Origin of the sequence: Aeromonas sp. QDB34, from assembly GCF_027705405.1 — a bacterium.
Lineage (GTDB): Bacteria > Pseudomonadota > Gammaproteobacteria > Enterobacterales > Aeromonadaceae > Aeromonas > Aeromonas hydrophila.
Map to the genome: position 1 here is coordinate 20135 of NZ_JAPDBT010000028.1, position 15331 is coordinate 35465.

Sequence of the window (15331 nt, forward strand, 5' to 3'; positions counted from 1 at the left end):
GGTTACCCCAGCAGCTTGTCAACGAGCGGGGCCGTGCAGCCCCAGAGCGCATGGACCGGATCGCCGACGATGGGCAGGGCCAGCAGGTAGCCAACGGCCATCATGGTGGCGATATCCAGCAGGCGGGCTTTCATGCGTGGCCTGCTACTTGATGCAGTTCTGATTTGATGCGATATCCTTCGAGCGCCCAAATTTTATCAATGGCATTTTTACGGGCCACCTCACGGCCGGTCTTGGCGCTAAAGTTCTCTGGCGATAGGCAGGCAGACTCTCCTGTCACGGTAAAGCCGCTCTTGAGTCGCAGCACACAGAAGGTCAGATACCGCAATTCACCATGTGCGCCAGTAAGTCGCGTCAATTCATCCTGTTCGCCAAAGGCGGCTTGGACACCCTGTTCAGCAGTGAAGTAATACTCCCCATCAATCAATGCATTGATTTTCTCAATCGTTACTTTCGGTGTAGTAGACATATTCGCTCTCCTTATGCGTGACCCAGTCGACGGGCACGACGACCAGCCCGCTTGGCCTTGGCCTGACGCTGGGCCCGCTTGACGGACGGCAGCCCACCATTGAAGGCGTTGCGGGAGTGCTTGGCTTGCTCCCCTTTCCGAATGATGGTGTCGATGGGGGTGATACCGGGGTCGGCACGGCTGTTGCTCAACATGAAACTCAGGCCACCCAGCATCAGCCCCACCAGGGCGCTTTTTATCTTCATCATGGCCCCCATCATCACCACCTCACCTTTCCAAAACTAAGAAGGAAGGCGATGCCAACGGCCGCCAGCGCCAAGACCAGCAGACCAACAGGGATGCCAATCACCCACATCAGCCAAGTCGGGATCACAATACTCATGGCTCTCTCCTTACACCGGACGCGGTTTCTTGACGCCATCCACCACGGCCTGGCCAGTGGCCACGTCGTCACCCCGGCCGGTCAGCTTGGCCACCAGGGTTTCGCCCACCTTCTCGACGGTGATCAGCCCCTGTTCTTCCAGCCAGCGCATCTGGGTGCGCACCGCGTCGCGGCTGATGCTATGGCCATAGGCTTCCAGGCACTCATCCAGGATCGATTCGTTGGCCGAGCAGCCGGTCATTTCCCGCAAGCTGCGCAGGATCAGCAAACGCTGATCTGCCAGCACAAATTCTCTGAACGACATATAACCCCCGTTTATTTCTCGTTTAAACGCTGTTCGAGCAGCAGCCTGGCCAAGTGGTTTACCGGTTGCAGCGCCTCGCGCAATGCCTTGATATCCCCCCGCATCTCAGCCATATCGAGACGCAGGGCGTTGACTTCATCCTGAGTCGGCATCGACTCCACCTTGTCTTCGAGAATTGAGACGCGGCTGCTGACATCGGCCATCTTGTTTTCCACCTTGCTAAGGTCTTCCCGGCGGGCAAAGGTCTTGCTCAACCACAACGTGGCCAAGGTGGCCAGCACCGCGACGGTGGTGGTAATGACGCCCCACCACTTCGGGATCCAGTCAAACCCCATGGCGATGCCTCCCCTCGCGCTCACACCAGCTCTGGCAGGGGACGCAACGCACGGCGTCCGGGGCGGCCTCCAGCCGGTCACTGGCAATCTGTTCCCCACAGCTCAGGCAGAAGCGGTTGCCGGCGGCGTCCTGGTCTGGGGTTTCGGTACCGCGTCTGGCCAGCTGGTTGGCGATGGCTCTGTCGCGACTCTCTTGTTCTTGTTGTTGGGCACGGTCAAACAGGTCGGTCATTTGGCCCTCGTCATCAATTTGGTCACGGCCCCGGTGATGGCCGCGCTTACCTTCTGGCCAGATGATTTTGGATGGGGGGCAAACCCGTCGATGGTACGCAATCCCATATAGGCCCATCCTGGTGATGAGAGCAGGGATATCACTGAGAGATCAGCCCCGTCACCGAACCCAGCAACGCGCAGCCCTTCGAACGCCAGCACATAGAGCGCGGTGGCATACCAGCTCTGGCGTGCCATCAGCGGGCGGGTATTGCGCACGTATTCATCCGTTGCGCTATCCCCTTCACGGATGGTCTGTTGGGTGGTGGCCTGCTCGGCCTGACTATCGGCCAGTTGCAACTCCTGGCGGCGGGTCTGCTCTTTCTCCAACTCGACCTTGAGCTTTTGCAGCTCAACCAGCGCGGCCGGGTCGGTGATGCGGCCGAGCTGCTCTTCGATACTGGCCTGCTGCTGGGCGGCCGTCAGGCCGATGCCGGAGACCTGCTCGACCATGTCGGCCACCTTGTTGGCAGTCTCGCTGCCACCAAACCAACCGGCGATACCGCGGATCATCGCGGGGCCCTGCTGCACCGCGAGCGCGGCCAGGGCGGGGATTAACGGGAGCATGAAGATTCCTTATTGGCGGGATCAGCGAACAGGGCACGCAGCCGGGCGCAGTGCTCGGCCACCTTGTCGTTGCCAGTGGTGAGGATGTTGAAACGATGCCGGTGACGGGCATCGTAGATTTCGGATGGAGTGACCGAGCGCCAGCCCTTGGCGAACTGGGATTGCATGGTGCCGTCATGGCTATGTAGCGGCACGGTGCGATCGACATCGCACTCGGCGATACCCTGCTCGGCGGCCTCGCGCTCGCGCTCCAGGCGCTTGGCGTGGCCATGGTCGAAACTCCACTGCCAGTTGCGGCCCATGTCAGCCACCATAAACCGGGGCCCAGATGCCGGTGCGCATCTGCTGGGCGTGGCGTTTGGCACGATCGGGGGTCTGCCTGGCCCAGCGGCTGTTGAGCATGCCGGCGGCGGCATCGTTCCAACGGCGCTCGATCACTGCCTGCAGGGTGTTCTTGAAGGCGGCCAGCCCCTGCACGCCCATCTGGTAGGCCATCGACTGCAGCACCGCCAGACGGGCGGGATCAGCCGCGCAGATCTGCAGCGCCATGGCGAGCTGCGGCTCGCGGCGCATTTCCACTTCCAGATTGGCGATCAGAGCATCGAGCCAGGCTTCACCGGCCCGCATCGGCAGGGTGAATTGATAGAGCTTGATGTCGGCACCCTGGGGCCCGATGCGAAAACCGAACCCGACCGTGGGGTATTTCTCGGTGCAGAGATAGGGCTTTGAACGCCAACCCTCCTCGAATTTGATAAGGGCATAGATGGAAGACATGGCACACCTGAATAGGTAGGGGATTTAATTCAGTGTGCGTATGCGGGTGGAAGGGTTGAGAGTGACGGATTTCGCCATGAAATAACAAAGGGCCAACGGGCCCTTTGTCTATTTCAATATGGTGCTGGGTGATATGCGGGTCATATTGCCGTGAATTTCACGAACGTCAAATTAATATAACCGCCCGTGCTTTCTGACTAATGACGGGGCGGCTTGTTCCGTGCCGGCAAACATATCCCGCTGGCGGGAACGGGCTTCGAGTTTGCGCATCCTGGCCAGGATATATTGAATCTCCCGCATCGATACCTTGAACTGGCGCGACAGCTCATAGGTGTTGTTGCCGGTGAAGGCCTTCCAGACCATCATGCTGCGCACCATCACCTCGATGCTCTTGCCTCGGGGCAGGTAGAAGCGGGCACCGCCGAAGGTCTGGACGATTTCCGACAGCAGGATCACCGACAGGGATTCATCATTCCGGTGCTGCTCGACGGTGCGCTCGATCAGGGTGTATAGATCCCGCAGGGTTTCCGGCCATGCGGCCTCCGCATCTTCATCCAGCAGGCGGTCAAGATGATGACCCACCTCGTTCTTGCCCACAGCTTCACCAAACATTTCGATCTGCTCTTCGCGATTGCTCATGGCCGCTCCCTCCCGGATAAAACAACACCCAGCATGGCTGGGTGTTGAGATCATAACCTCCTGGATCAGGGCGCCCAAGGGGCGGGCTATAGCGTGACCAGATAGTAGTCCTTCATCATCGCGTCGATACCGCACCAGTCCAGGCTGGCCTGCTTGGCATTGATGATTAGCTCCTTCTTTCCATCCTGCCGCAGATAGAAATGGTGGTGTTCGCCGCCTGAGTCGGCGGCATTAAAGTAGAGATCGTTTTCCCAACCCAGTTTCTCACCTCGCCATGCAGTGCTATCTCCCTGCTCGTATTGCACCACGATGGAAACGGCATCGGCCGCAGCAGGGCACTTTGCGGCAAGATCCAGAAATGCAGCTTGAATCTGTTGAGTGCGGTCTACCCCATCTTTTTCCCCTTGGAAACTGATGTTCACCTCTTTAGCCACAGGCTCAACCGCCGGCTTGGTTGCAGAGGGTTCGCTTTTTCCATGAGGGGAGTAGGCGATATAGCAAAAAAGCAAAACCTGTACAGCAGGGATACCCATGGCGAATAGCCAAGGAAGCCCACCTTTAACTCTCAACACTGCTGCAATGAACAAGGAACAGAAGCCGAATAATGATAGGCTAAGTGCTCCCCATTGGTACATCGGCGCCCCTTTACTCAGAATGTGGTAGAGAAAAAAAAGAGGACCCAATGTGGTTAACGTTCCCACGAAAGCTCCAATTAAAATAACTACTCTGGCTACACCGACATCAAATTTTCTCGTATCAAAGCTCATAATCCTGCCTCTTATTCCAACGTCACAACCACATTAAGCCACTGATAATACAGCGTCCATCAAAACCAAGGCCCCTTACGGGGCCTTTTCGTTATCCAGTGATTGACCGACTGGCTTGCTGCCATCGACCACCATGATTCGCGGCGGGCGCTGGTCCGGGTTTTCGAAAGCATCCCGGATCAGGTCATAGCCCGGCTTGGCATCGGGCCGGTGGCTCAGGGTCTCCGGTACCGAGTCACCCCGGGCGAGGATGGCATCGGTCATCAGCCGAATGTGCCACTTTTTCAGCGCCTCCAACACCCGCTCTGCCTGGATGGAGGTGAGCCATTCCGCCCGGTTGATGCCTGCACCGCCGTTGGCATTGGCGGTCATCCGGCGGATGAAACTGCCCAGGGCATCCTCAGACCCGTCATGCAGCAGGCCGTCATTCTTCATGGTGATCCAGATGGCCCGCAGCTTGCGCACCTCGGGGGCCTGCACATGGGCAGCGCTGGGCGGTGAACGGCGGCCCGTCGCGTTGCCCTTCACCTTGAACCCCAGCCCCTTCATGACGGTGATCACGGCCTCCAGCTGGGCGGCCTTGAGCCCCTTGGCCGAGCGGGATCCGGTGACCGACTCCAGCAGGGCGCGATAGTCTTCGTCATCCAGCCCCAGTTCGCGGCGGCCAACGTGAACCAGGGTAAGCAGACGCTTGGCATCAGGCTGCATGGCGGCCTCCGATGAATTGATGGAGAGCGACGAACCGCTGCAGGTGCTCGGGATCAACTTCTTCCCAGCTGATAAAACGTGGCTTGCCCTCAACTTCGCGGCGTTTGGCCCGAAGTTTTGTGGGGATGGTCTCGCTGCTAATGCGCGAGGCATCCAGCTCGAAGCCTTCCGCCACCGCCTTCTGGATCAGCCAGCGCAGCCAGGAGTAATTGTTGCCGGCACCATAGACCTCTTTAGCCAGCAGACCCAGGTACACAGTGCCCTGATGCTGGGCCAGATAACGCTGGATGCGGCGAACAGTCAGCAACCCATCGTAAGTGATCAGCGAACGGGGCTCGATCAGTCCCTTATCGGTCAGGGTACGGATCCATCTCAGCATCTGCCGCTCAGAACATTCTCCCAATGCCTCGGCCAACATGGCCGCGCTCTTGTGGCGGTAGTCAGGAACCTGCTTGATCTTTTGCGCCAGGGCTTCCCAGCTGTGTTTATTCGTCATCGTATTGCTCCTCATCCGCCTCGCTCACCGAGAGCGCAGCGACATAAATCTTGTTGGTCTTGGGCGGGGTGCCATCCCGCCACTGGCGGACGGTGCGGTCCAGCCAGGCCATGGCGTTGTCATCGGCCTGGCGCTCCAGCTCTGCCAGATCCCGCCTGCTCATTCCCTTGGTCTTGCGCTTGGGGTAACAGGCGTGATTGGCCTTGACGTAATTCACCAGGCGGCGCTGGTAGGCGGTCAGCTTCATGCTGCTTTGCCCTCCCGGCGCTTGACGGCGATTTTCCCCTCGCAAGCCTTGCAGTAGTGCTGCAAGCCATCCGGTGCATGGGGGTGATGCCGGGCTGACCAGAAAGCCGTGTCTTGCGGCCAGTATTCGTGGCAGCCAGAGCAGAACTTCTCCAGCCCCATCTCGGGGTCCATCCTGGCTTTGCCAGAGGCCAGCCGTTTTTCCAGCAGGCCCGGCTTCATCAGTGGCGTGTATTCACCGTGCATACGGCCCCCTTGCCATTCCACTGCAGGCGATCAACCTCCAGCTCTGCCAGCAACTGCTCGGCGCCGCGCAGGGCATCACCGGCGATATCGTTGGCGTGGTATTTTCTTGCGCCCCGTGACAGGGCGATAAACCGGCGCTGCAGCACCAGCTTCTCTTTCCAGCCCAGGGCGATGGTCATCTCGCCATAGAGCCGGTTTAACAGGTTGTTCAGCACTTCTCGGGTCATAGCGTCCTCACTGGTTTCAGGAGTGGGTTATGACCGGGCCCGGTCGGCTGCTCATCAGTGCCCAGCCACCACGCTGGGCAGACGGGGGAACGACCCCCGTTTCGCTTATTGCTCAGTTCACCGTTTGCTGGATGAACTTCACACCGACCATCTTTTGTTCGATGAAAGAGGCGGTCCCATACATGCGCTGCACTGCATCGTCATAGCCGACAGTTGCGACCATCATGACCCCAGCGACACTGCACATTTTCATCAGCGCATTACCTGCATCACTGGTCTTATCCAGGCCGCATTCGTTCAGGTATTGCTGCAAATATTTCTGGGCCAGCTCTTCGGCTTTCTCTTGTGTAACCATGATGTTCCCCTTCACTTTTTCAGCGCTTTACGCGCCTTGTTGACGATGATGGCCAGCATGGCCAGGCGGGAGCGGTGCTTCGCGGCTTGGCCATACTGGTTGATGAAGTCGATGGCCAGTTGTGCATCGTCCAGGGCCTGCTGCGGGTTGCCTTGCAGTTGGCACTCCAGGGAGCTTTTGCCATCGTCCACGCTGGTATTGAGCAGGAATTCCACGTTGTTCATCTCAGGCTCCACAGTTGACAAGGAACAGGCCGGTGAACAGACCGGCGACGAAGGCCCCATAGAACAGGGCCATCACGTTGACCAGGATCCAGAAGGCGGCTTCACCGTTCATGCTGCCCCCAACTTGGCTTGCTCCTGGCCACCGACACCGGCATTCAGCTCCACCTGCTTGGCGGCCATCCAGCCATGCAGCGAGGCGGACTGATCGCGCTTGGTCGCCTTGGCGGCGCGGCTCTCACCGGTGCTCAGGTTCGGGTGATGCTTCTCGATGTACTGAGCAACCAGCTGGCTCTCTTGTTCGCTCGGTACCAGGGCAGTGATCTTGTGATACACCCCGTTGCACCAGCCCTCGCAGAACAGATCGGCGCGAGCCGTTTTGGTGCTGGTCTTCATGCGCTTGCTCAGGCTGCTGATGTACTCGGCCCGGGCTGCCTTGAGCTGGCGAGCCAGCACGGTGTAGACGTAGCCGGCGATCTCCACCCGCTCCGCCGGGCCGATGAACATCACCTCGGCGGTGTTGCGCCCCCATCCCACCTGCTCATGGCACATGATCGCCTCGACCCCGAACGCTTGGCGCACCAGACTGACCAGCAACAAGCTCCATTTCGGCTGGCGTTCGCTGTTGTTGGCGGCCTTCACCTTGTTGGCGTCGATGCCGCTCAAGGCGACGTCTTCGCTGGAGAGCTGATGCTCGGCCATCAGCGCCTGCACCTTCTTCATCGCGTTGGCGGATTCGTGCGGGTTGCCGCGCTCCACCATGGCCATCAGTTTCTTGATCTTGGCCAGAATGCGTTTGTCGCTCATCACGCCTCCCGCTTGCCGAAACGGTGGATGCAGGTGCTGCAGAGATTGACGCGACCCTTGGCCCACTCCTGATTCAATCCGTTCTTGGCCACCTTCCAGGCTGCCTTCCACAGGTCGAGGGCGGCGATATAGCGGCCCTCGCGCTCCAGTTCGGCGGCACGGGTGGCCAGCGCCAGATAACCGTTGGGATTGCGGGCGATCTCGTCGCCCTTCAAAGCCGGATTACTCATGGTGTTGCTCCTGTTTAAATGCGGTTCAGTGCTTGTCGTAAACGGTGACGATTGAGCCGTTCTTCAAGATGAAGTAGGCATGGTCACATTCGAGGATCCGGCGCGGGCTCCATCCCGCCTCGCGCTGCCGGATCCGCCGCAGCTGGCGTTTGCTTGGTCGCCACGCCCGTGACAGGGCGCCCAGCATCTCCAGTTCGCTGCGGCCGGTACGTTGCACCCAACGCTGGAAGGCGTGGCGGGTGACGTACAGCGGGCCATAACGGGTTTCAAACTCCATCGTCTATCCCGATAAGCCCCAGGCCTTCGGTCATGATGGCCAGCTCTTCTTCGGTGACGGGCCACTCGTCGGGGTTGTAGGGCGGGTTATCGAGCAGCCCGCACATCCAGCCCAGGGCATCCCGCACCCCTTGCTCATAGGTGCCATCTTCAAACTCGGTGCCCTGGTCTTCGCTCCGGTCTGCCAGCAGTTGGGCCAGCGCCAACTGTTTGATTACTTCTTGTGTCAGGTTCAACATGGCGGGCCTCACAGCTTCGACCAGTCGATGACGATGGCCTTGTAGGCCCCGGTGCCGGTCTTCTCATAGAACCGGATGTACTCGGCTTTGCCGACCACGGTGATGGCGTCGGCGATGGCCTGCATCGCCTCTTTCCACTCGGCATCATGGATATCGAGCTTGCGCAGGGAGAGCACCTGGTTGACGTCCACATGGCCGCCCTTGTTGACGCGGAAGGCATGATCCACCAGGGCACGGATCTCGTTGCTGCTGCCCTCGCTCCAGCGGCCGATGCAGGCGTCTATCAGGGTCTTGGCGGTTTGCAGGCGCTCGTCGAACTTGCGGTGCTCGCCGATGGCCCGCACCACCTGGAAGCGGCCATCAAAGCTGGTGAGGGTGACGTTGCCCTTGGTGCCGCCGTACTGCACGCCGTACTCGGCGGCCGACAGATCCATGAAGGCTTCGATCTCCTGGGCGATGCTGGCCTTGCGGGCCAGCAGGCGCAGCTTCTCTTCGTGCGCCTCGTTGCACAGGCGGGTCACCAGGTCATCGCGCAGCAGGTCGAGCGGGGCGATCAGGGACTCCGGTACGAAGTGGCCCAGGGCGTTCTTGCGCAGGTTGTCGGGTTGGTTGGTCATGGCTGTTATTCCTTCTCTGATTCGGTAGTTTTGCATTCGCATGGGTTGCTCAATGCCAATGTCAGTGGATTCGGGTTGCCCATCTTCGAGACGGAAGTCTTGTGGCGAAGATAGGTCTTGCTGCTTCGTTTTTGCTTGATCGTCAGGTAGTCGCCGTTTACTGCCTTGACCGTTCCCTCTTTCGCGCGGACCCGTGCCATGCCAGCCCTTGACATGGTCAGTTCTGTGAAGGTCACCTCATCGCCGATGCCAATTTCTTGAGCTGTTTGTGATGCGGTGATGCCACCGCATATTTCACATATGCCGTTCATGGTTTCCCCTACGCCGGAAAGCCGGCGGCGCGGTGGTGCAGGTACTCGACTGCAGTCATGTTGCCGGTCAGCTCGAAGTCGTCTTGCGGCAGGTCTTCGTGCCAGTGGACGATGCAGCCACCGAGGCGGGCGGCGTAGGCGCGGCGGCGCAGCCCGTTGACCTGCTCTTTCAGTTCGAGCGCGTCCCGTTTCAGCTCGTCGGTGGGGTAAGCGATCTCGATCATGGGGCGGACCTGGGCAGCCTTGACGGCCAGCACCTGGCAGCCGCTCTTGCGCAGGGTAGCGATGACACGCTGGGCGATGACGCCGATGCTGTTAGTGCGAATGTTCATGCCTTTTCTCCTTGTGAATCACGGGCCAGCGGCGCCCAGAACAGGTGCAGCTGGTCTTCGTCATAGGCTTGCGCCAGGCCTTTCTCGTTCTCGATCACCACCTCGCCATCACTGCGGCTCACCTCGCGTCCCTTGATGCCGCTCAGCAGGTGGATGTGGGTGAATCGACCAGTCCACGGGACGGGGTTGCCGAACTCCTTTGCAAGGCGCCGTCTGATTTCGGCGTCTGTATTGGGTCCAAGGGCCATCACTCCCCCTCCAGCTTGTTGAAGGTGTGCAGCAGGATCTGCTCGGTCAGCGGTTCGCCGCCCGAGTACATCACCGCCAGCTTCAGGTTCTTGCTGACCAGGCGCAGGGCCCCCGGGCGTTCGCTGATGCGCAGCAGCAGATCCAGCTCGGCGGCTCCGGTGATGTTCCAGGCGCTGGCAAAGGCGAGCACATCGGCCTTCTTGGCCTTGGTCAGGGCGCGTTTCATGGCGATGCGGGAGAACAGGCGGGCAAAGTCCTCGCTGCGCGGGCCGCCGGTCAGCTGGGTGTAAACCCGGCTGTTGCCGACCAGCACCAGGCCCACCTCGACCTCCTCGGCCAGGATGCGCAGCTCTTCCAGGGTGGGGCGGTCTACGTGGTCCGCTTCGTCCACCACGATCAAGCCCTTGGTGTTGCGCAGGCGACGGCGCAGGGCGCGGGCCAGCGGGCCACGCAGACGCGGGGCGTTCTCCATCCCCAGCTCCATGGCCAGCTCGTAGAGGCATTCGGTCATGGTGGCGCGGCTCGGACTGGTGGTGATCACCCAGACGTTGTTGTTATTGCGCTGGAACTCGCGCAGGGCGGTTGTTTTTCCCACGCCAGATATGCCGTGAATGATGACGATGCTCTGGGTGGTCAGCGCATAGCCCATGTCGGCCATGATCTGCTTGGCGGTGTCGGTCATCACAAAGCCGGGATCGCGGGGGGCATCGGCCCGCTGGTCGCGGGCGGTCAGCCAGTTGGCCAGCTTCTGCACCATCGCGGTCGGGTCCGCCTTGTAGTTGCCATTGAGCAGCTGGTTGACGGTCGAGCCGGAGACGCCGATCTCTTTGGCGATCTGCGCCTGGGTGACGGTGCTCTGCTCCAGCAGGGCTTTGACGCGGGCGATCACGTCGCTGCCGGTGTTGCTGTTCTGGTCTAAAGTGACTACGTTTGACATGTAACTCTCCTTTCAGGCGGCCTCGCAGGCCGCTTTTTTCTTGGGTAAACGCCGGTTAAAGGCTGTTTCTCTTCATCTGCTCGGCCATCGCCGCGACGCTCGCCTGATAGCGGGCCTCGTAGTCGATGACGGGAGCGGGTTCGGTCTGGGTTTGGCTGGCGGCCAGCGGCGCGGGCTGCACCGCCAGGGCGGCATTGCCGAGCGCCACCGGGCGCACCATCTCTACCACCTTGGTTTCGGGGGCAGGCTCGTCGCTGATGCTGGGCAGCAGGGCGGCGGCTTCTAGGGCAGACATCCCTTGCTGGGCCAGTGCGGCGGCCTTGTTGGCCTTGACGAACTGGGTGCGCTTGCGCTTGTGCTCGCGGGCCTGCTGGGTGTCACCAAAGGCGACTTTGTCCTGGCACTCCGCTTCGCAGATGGTCTGGCCATGCAGGGTGGTGACGATCACCGCCTCGTGCAGGCGCTGGGGGTCGAACTTGGCCACCACTTTCTGCCCGGCGTACTGGGCCAGATCGGGGTGGTAATAACGGTTGTTGCGACTGGCGATGGCGCCGCCGGCTTCGAGCCTGATGGTGCCGTGCTGGCTGACGCGGGTGGCCTCGGCCTGCAGCATCATCATCATCAGTTGCTCGCGGCTGGCCTTGCGCACGGTGGCCTGGGCATAGCTCTGGGCAAAGGCCTGGTCAAAGCTCATGACGCCCCGGCAGGCTTCTGTCTGGCGGCCCAGCTTGGCGTTGTACATCGCCACACCCTCGGCAACCATGCGCAGAAAGTCCTCTGCATTAGCCACCCGTTCACCATAATTATCCGGCTTGGCCATGGGATTGGGGCCGGTGTAGCAACCATCCAAACCGGGGGCGATATCGATGTATTGCTCCAAACCACCCTTGCCGAAAGCACGCTCGATCGGCTTGGCCTGACCGTGGCCCTTGCCCAGCAGCACGCTGGACCAGTGCAGCTTGATGCCCAGCTGCGGGATAAGGCCGAGCGGATCGTCTGGCTTGACCTTGAAGCGGTAGCGGTTCGGCACGCCCCCGGTCATCCATTTGTTGGCGGCGGCGCGGGTGTTATCGATGGTGATCTCGCGAGGGATGCCGTATTGGCTGCAGACGTCCATCAGGGACAGGCGGATGCTGTCGGTGTTCTCGCTGATGTCGGTGCGCCAGCCCACGATCTTGCGGCTGTAGATGTCCTGCCAGAACCAGGTCTTGGGGCGGATCACCTCGCCATTGAACCAGCGCACGAAGACGTTGTGCAGGTAGCCGTCGCCGTTGATCCACTCCATGGCATCCAACCCTTCGATGGTGCGCTCCTGCGGCGGGTAGAGCTGCATCAGCGCGTGCTCGCCCTGGCGCAACATCACCTGCTGGGGCTTGGGCACTTCCAGCTCCAGGCGGCGCATCAGGCTGCTCAGGCTGGGCACGGCCCAGGCTTGATCGCGGGCGGCCAGCTTCAACCGCTCATAACAGACCGAGGCGTTAGGCTGCTCGCGGCGCAGGTAGTCGGCCTTGAAGAACTCCCAGGCTTGATCGCTGACGGGGGCCAGCCGGGCGGCGCGGCTTTCGGTGGCGGCTTGCTGCTGCTTGGGCACCAGCACGGCCAGCCAGTCGCAGTCATCGAACCCCTTCACGGCGGCGCAGTAGCGGCGCAGGGTCGGCAGGGCGATGGCGAACTCGGCAGAGATATGCTGGTAGGCCTCCATCAGGGTGCTGCCGTTCGCCACCAGGGCATGCACGGCTTGCACCGCTTTCAGGCGGTCCTTGGCCTTGGCGTGGGCCTTGTCATTGGCCTTGCTCCAGTTGGCCCACAACTGCTCTTTGCAGTAGCGCGGCGCTTGGGGCTTGGGCAGATCCAGCGTCATGCCGCCGACCTTGACCTTGCCCGCCTTGCGCAGCAGGGCGGCTTGGGTCATGGGCGGAAGACTGGAAACGGAGAACTCGAGCGCTTTACCCTGAACGCCTTCCTTGCGACGAGATTCCCATCCCTGGCTTTTGGCCATTTTCCTGACGCCTTGCGGTGTACCTGGAAGGCCTGGAAGACCGAGTACGTCTGTGACTGAAAACCACTCCATAACGGTTCTCCTCAGACGGCTTCAGCAAGGGTGGGATAGCGGGACGGCCAGATCTCTTCTTTCTTCACGCCAATCGCCGTCGCGATGATTCCTTCACCTTTCGGCCACGGACGCATCAGGGCGTTATAGAGGGTTTGGCTGCCAAGACCGTTCTCACGTGACAGCTTCGCCAAGTTGGTGCCCCGCTTTTTGAGGGCTGAAATCACATCAGATCGATGCCAGTCACTGGCTCTGATTTCAGTTTCCATTTCGTTTACCTCGCTTCTGAATTACCATCTGGTTATCACTTCATGTAACCAGTTTCTGTAATCAGTTTATTCAGAAACTTATCAGCATCAAGTAGTTTCTGAAAAGGTTTCTGCGATTTCTCATTAAGTTGTTGAAATATAAAGAAAGAAACTTTTATCAATTTTCGGAAACTGAGTTTCCTAAAGAGGGTGTTTTGAGAAACGTGTGGATGACAGCAAAGGAGATCTCCGAGCTGCCAGGAATGCCTGGCACAACGCAAGGCGTACACAAGAAGGCGAAGCGTGACGGGTGGGACTTTAGAAAGCAGGAAGGCGTGAAGGGGCCAGGGGTGGAGTACCTGATCTCGGTACCTGACGAAGGGGAGGAAGTGAACCAGATCCAGGACAGCCCGGCTGTTTATGGAAACCAGTTTCTGGAAGAGTTTGCATTGATACCTGGCTATCGGGTGCAGGTATCCGCAGGGCACGGAGCATTGACGCAGGTTGATCAGGCGCCATGTCGCCACCTGGCGTTTCGCCGCAAGTGGCTTAAGTGGCGCGGCTTTGCTGAGAAGGAGCTGGCGATTGTCTGGAGTAAAGGCGACAGCATGGAGCCCACTATCAGCAACAACGACACCCTGGTCGTACACCTGGGCAGAACGCGCCCGGTTGATGGCCACATCTATGTGGTGCGCAATGATGACCAGCTATGGGTCAAGCGCCTGCAGGTGCTGCCGAGCGCCTGGCTGCTGCTGAGCGACAACAAGCACTATCAGCCGATCGAGGTACCGAAGGACGAGCAGCACACCTTCGAAGTGATCGGTCAGGTCGTCCACATTGCCCACGACGTAGGAGAGTGATGAAACAGATTTAAAGCCGGTTTAAACGCGGCCTCACGAAAACTCCTTTGATCAATTCGCTCGGAATTTTCAGCCGCTTTCAGATCCATTGATCATTTTGTGGATCCGCCATAACGAACACGGCCTGCAGAGTTTCGATTTCTCTACAGGCCGCGCCACTTCTGGTTTTCCGATCCCACTCATTCCCTCAAGATCCCACTTATTCCCTAACCATTCCCAGTGATCAATTCAATAGGTCCTATACACTGAACTTGTGTTGGGTACATTCGACCGATGAAAGAGTGAAGGGCTTCATCTTCAGGGTTCCAGCTTTCCCCCTGGCAGTAGAAGTGCAGCCTCCCTAATGAACAGCTTGCTATCGCCATATGGGCGGCGGCTTCCGGAGTTTTCTCGGTTTGTAGGCAATGGCTTGCCACAAGCAGCAACGGAAGTTCATTTTTGGGGGCCATTGAGCTGGGTGTTGCTGAGTCAAAAATTGCACAGTGGGCGGAAAAATCTCTGATCGCTGTATAAAGGACTCTCATCTCTGGCTCAAGAGCAAAGTTGAGCTTGTCCTTCCCGGTCAGAAATTCGTATAACTCACCCCAAGGGTTCACCGCTTTCTCTTTAACCAACACAACACCCCCCTTTAAGTTTTGTGGCATTATCTAGCAACTGAGGACTAATAAACGGCTGTCAATTTAGAGGGGGGTTTTTATGGCGGGTGTTTGGGTTGTAAAGGGGGGGACGCTTCAACCGATTAGGCGTCTCGAGAAGTCTATAATCCTGCATCCAGACAACCGCGATAGCCTTGAGACGCAGGAGCTTCTTGCAACGTTGCACCACAATAAGTATTGGCTACTCTGTGGGTGTAAGAAGCCGGACGCGAGGATGTTTGTGCGCCAGGTTGCGGAAGATAGGTACCTGATAGTCAATCACCATGAGCATGGTCACCACGACCCACATTGCCCTCTGCGCACGTCTCTTGGGTTGGGAGGCGCATCGGAGGACTCTGGCCCTGATGCTGGCGACAACACTACCGCGATGAAGCAGCCAGAGTATCGCCTGATCTCTCCATACCGCAAGATAGACCTGCTTTCGTTGGATGGTGATTGCGTATTCCGGCGAAGTTGAACAGCCATTCCGGCCAACGTGAACACCCTGATCCTTAACGCGCTCACGTCACCCCG

The 15331-nt window shown here is 59.4% G+C and carries 33 protein-coding genes and 1 other RNA gene; 2 read left to right on the forward strand and 32 right to left on the reverse strand.

From position 1 onward, the window contains the following. Positions 1-2: 2 nt before the first annotated feature. The 31 genes from OKC29_RS21215 to OKC29_RS21365 form a co-directional block, all read right to left on the reverse strand. A complete protein-coding gene (locus tag OKC29_RS21215; protein ID WP_270669652.1) occupies positions 3-134 on the reverse strand; it encodes a hypothetical protein in 132 nt (43 codons plus the stop codon). Beyond that, positions 131-469, reverse strand: coding sequence for a Gp49 family protein (locus OKC29_RS21220; RefSeq protein WP_270669653.1), 339 nt, complete (start codon positions 467-469; stop codon positions 131-133). The genes OKC29_RS21215 and OKC29_RS21220 overlap by 4 nt, the downstream gene beginning before the upstream one ends. An 11-nt stretch (positions 470-480) precedes the next feature. Then, the gene (locus tag OKC29_RS21225; RefSeq protein ID WP_270669654.1) at positions 481-717 is read right to left on the reverse strand and encodes a hypothetical protein; all 237 of its coding nucleotides are present in this window, start codon (positions 715-717) and stop codon (positions 481-483) included. A gap of 11 nt (positions 718-728) precedes the next feature. Further along, positions 729-851: a hypothetical protein gene (locus OKC29_RS21230; RefSeq protein WP_270669655.1), complete on the reverse strand. Its 123-nt coding sequence runs from the start codon at positions 849-851 to the stop codon at positions 729-731. Between the two features lie 10 nt (positions 852-861). Then, positions 862-1155 (reverse strand): VpaChn25_0724 family phage protein, encoded by a 294-nt coding sequence (locus OKC29_RS21235; protein WP_017410090.1) that lies wholly within the window; start codon positions 1153-1155, stop codon positions 862-864. Positions 1156-1166: 11 nt separating this feature from the next. Continuing rightward, the gene (locus tag OKC29_RS21240) at positions 1167-1490 is read right to left on the reverse strand and encodes a DUF2730 family protein (RefSeq protein WP_270669656.1); all 324 of its coding nucleotides are present in this window, start codon (positions 1488-1490) and stop codon (positions 1167-1169) included. Then, entirely contained in the window at positions 1480-1722 is a 243-nt protein-coding gene (locus OKC29_RS21245; protein WP_270669658.1) for a TraR/DksA C4-type zinc finger protein, read from the reverse strand. The genes OKC29_RS21240 and OKC29_RS21245 overlap by 11 nt, the downstream gene beginning before the upstream one ends. Further along, positions 1719-2327, reverse strand: coding sequence for a hypothetical protein (locus OKC29_RS21250; protein ID WP_270669659.1), 609 nt, complete (start codon positions 2325-2327; stop codon positions 1719-1721). Before OKC29_RS21250 ends, OKC29_RS21245 begins: the two co-directional genes overlap by 4 nt. Then, entirely contained in the window at positions 2315-2629 is a 315-nt protein-coding gene (locus OKC29_RS21255; RefSeq protein ID WP_270669662.1) for a hypothetical protein, read from the reverse strand. Before OKC29_RS21255 ends, OKC29_RS21250 begins: the two co-directional genes overlap by 13 nt. A 1-nt stretch (position 2630) precedes the next feature. Further along, a complete protein-coding gene (locus tag OKC29_RS21260) occupies positions 2631-3101 on the reverse strand; it encodes a glycoside hydrolase family protein (protein ID WP_270669664.1) in 471 nt (156 codons plus the stop codon). A 171-nt stretch (positions 3102-3272) separates the two neighbouring features. Further along, positions 3273-3740: a Mor transcription activator family protein gene (locus tag OKC29_RS21265; protein WP_270669666.1), complete on the reverse strand. Its 468-nt coding sequence runs from the start codon at positions 3738-3740 to the stop codon at positions 3273-3275. Between the two features lie 86 nt (positions 3741-3826). Continuing rightward, on the reverse strand, positions 3827-4507 hold the full coding sequence (locus tag OKC29_RS21270) for a hypothetical protein (RefSeq protein ID WP_270669667.1): 681 nt from the start codon (positions 4505-4507) through the stop codon (positions 3827-3829). A gap of 75 nt (positions 4508-4582) precedes the next feature. Next, positions 4583-5215, reverse strand: a complete 633-nt coding sequence (locus OKC29_RS21275; RefSeq protein WP_270669669.1) for a gp16 family protein — start codon at positions 5213-5215, stop codon at positions 4583-4585. After that, on the reverse strand, positions 5205-5711 hold the full coding sequence (locus OKC29_RS21280; protein ID WP_270669670.1) for a hypothetical protein: 507 nt from the start codon (positions 5709-5711) through the stop codon (positions 5205-5207). The genes OKC29_RS21275 and OKC29_RS21280 overlap by 11 nt, the downstream gene beginning before the upstream one ends. Further along, complete coding sequence (locus OKC29_RS21285) at positions 5701-5958, reverse strand: hypothetical protein (protein ID WP_270669671.1); 258 nt, start codon at positions 5956-5958, stop codon at positions 5701-5703. Before OKC29_RS21285 ends, OKC29_RS21280 begins: the two co-directional genes overlap by 11 nt. Then, the gene (locus OKC29_RS21290; protein ID WP_270669672.1) at positions 5955-6203 is read right to left on the reverse strand and encodes a hypothetical protein; all 249 of its coding nucleotides are present in this window, start codon (positions 6201-6203) and stop codon (positions 5955-5957) included. Before OKC29_RS21290 ends, OKC29_RS21285 begins: the two co-directional genes overlap by 4 nt. Continuing rightward, positions 6179-6430, reverse strand: a complete 252-nt coding sequence (locus OKC29_RS21295) for a hypothetical protein (protein ID WP_223954580.1) — start codon at positions 6428-6430, stop codon at positions 6179-6181. The genes OKC29_RS21290 and OKC29_RS21295 overlap by 25 nt, the downstream gene beginning before the upstream one ends. Before the next feature lie 41 nt (positions 6431-6471). After that, positions 6472-6537, reverse strand: an RNA gene (locus OKC29_RS21300) — hammerhead ribozyme type II. A 5-nt stretch (positions 6538-6542) separates the two neighbouring features. Continuing rightward, on the reverse strand, positions 6543-6785 hold the full coding sequence (locus OKC29_RS21305; protein WP_270669673.1) for a hypothetical protein: 243 nt from the start codon (positions 6783-6785) through the stop codon (positions 6543-6545). A gap of 11 nt (positions 6786-6796) precedes the next feature. Next, positions 6797-7009 (reverse strand): hypothetical protein, encoded by a 213-nt coding sequence (locus OKC29_RS21310; protein ID WP_270669674.1) that lies wholly within the window; start codon positions 7007-7009, stop codon positions 6797-6799. A gap of 108 nt (positions 7010-7117) precedes the next feature. Continuing rightward, positions 7118-7813, reverse strand: a complete 696-nt coding sequence (locus tag OKC29_RS21315) for a DUF2786 domain-containing protein (RefSeq protein ID WP_270669675.1) — start codon at positions 7811-7813, stop codon at positions 7118-7120. Next, positions 7813-8043 (reverse strand): ANR family transcriptional regulator, encoded by a 231-nt coding sequence (locus OKC29_RS21320; RefSeq protein ID WP_270669676.1) that lies wholly within the window; start codon positions 8041-8043, stop codon positions 7813-7815. Before OKC29_RS21320 ends, OKC29_RS21315 begins: the two co-directional genes overlap by 1 nt. Before the next feature lie 25 nt (positions 8044-8068). Then, positions 8069-8320, reverse strand: coding sequence for a hypothetical protein (locus tag OKC29_RS21325; RefSeq protein WP_103259281.1), 252 nt, complete (start codon positions 8318-8320; stop codon positions 8069-8071). Continuing rightward, on the reverse strand, positions 8310-8558 hold the full coding sequence (locus OKC29_RS21330; protein ID WP_270669679.1) for a hypothetical protein: 249 nt from the start codon (positions 8556-8558) through the stop codon (positions 8310-8312). Before OKC29_RS21330 ends, OKC29_RS21325 begins: the two co-directional genes overlap by 11 nt. An 8-nt stretch (positions 8559-8566) precedes the next feature. Further along, the gene (locus tag OKC29_RS21335; protein WP_270669680.1) at positions 8567-9175 is read right to left on the reverse strand and encodes a DUF3164 family protein; all 609 of its coding nucleotides are present in this window, start codon (positions 9173-9175) and stop codon (positions 8567-8569) included. A 5-nt stretch (positions 9176-9180) separates the two neighbouring features. Beyond that, the gene (locus OKC29_RS21340) at positions 9181-9486 is read right to left on the reverse strand and encodes a hypothetical protein (RefSeq protein WP_236267788.1); all 306 of its coding nucleotides are present in this window, start codon (positions 9484-9486) and stop codon (positions 9181-9183) included. 8 nt (positions 9487-9494) lie between these two features. Continuing rightward, positions 9495-9818, reverse strand: coding sequence for a hypothetical protein (locus OKC29_RS21345; RefSeq protein ID WP_103259278.1), 324 nt, complete (start codon positions 9816-9818; stop codon positions 9495-9497). Next, positions 9815-10066 carry a hypothetical protein gene (locus tag OKC29_RS21350; protein ID WP_263685633.1) on the reverse strand — a complete coding sequence of 84 codons (252 nt, stop codon included), beginning with the start codon at positions 10064-10066 and terminating at the stop codon, positions 9815-9817. Before OKC29_RS21350 ends, OKC29_RS21345 begins: the two co-directional genes overlap by 4 nt. After that, entirely contained in the window at positions 10066-11004 is a 939-nt protein-coding gene (locus tag OKC29_RS21355) for an AAA family ATPase (RefSeq protein ID WP_263685626.1), read from the reverse strand. The genes OKC29_RS21350 and OKC29_RS21355 overlap by 1 nt, the downstream gene beginning before the upstream one ends. 55 nt (positions 11005-11059) lie before the next feature. After that, positions 11060-13075 carry a transposase domain-containing protein gene (locus OKC29_RS21360; protein WP_270669683.1) on the reverse strand — a complete coding sequence of 672 codons (2016 nt, stop codon included), beginning with the start codon at positions 13073-13075 and terminating at the stop codon, positions 11060-11062. An 11-nt stretch (positions 13076-13086) separates the two neighbouring features. After that, positions 13087-13323, reverse strand: a complete 237-nt coding sequence (locus tag OKC29_RS21365; RefSeq protein ID WP_270669684.1) for a helix-turn-helix domain-containing protein — start codon at positions 13321-13323, stop codon at positions 13087-13089. A gap of 209 nt (positions 13324-13532) precedes the next feature. On the opposite strand from OKC29_RS21365, the gene OKC29_RS21370 reads away from it, so the two are divergent. Beyond that, positions 13533-14162 (forward strand): helix-turn-helix domain-containing protein, encoded by a 630-nt coding sequence (locus tag OKC29_RS21370; RefSeq protein WP_270669688.1) that lies wholly within the window; start codon positions 13533-13535, stop codon positions 14160-14162. 206 nt (positions 14163-14368) lie between these two features. Here OKC29_RS21370 and OKC29_RS21375 read toward each other — a convergent pair whose 3' ends face one another. Then, on the reverse strand, positions 14369-14779 hold the full coding sequence (locus OKC29_RS21375) for a hypothetical protein (RefSeq protein WP_270669686.1): 411 nt from the start codon (positions 14777-14779) through the stop codon (positions 14369-14371). Positions 14780-14858: 79 nt separating this feature from the next. Here OKC29_RS21375 and OKC29_RS23090 point away from each other — a divergent pair, with 79 nt between their 5' ends. Then, positions 14859-15275, forward strand: coding sequence for a DUF1173 family protein (locus OKC29_RS23090; protein ID WP_442866086.1), 417 nt, complete (start codon positions 14859-14861; stop codon positions 15273-15275). Positions 15276-15331 lie beyond the last annotated feature (56 nt).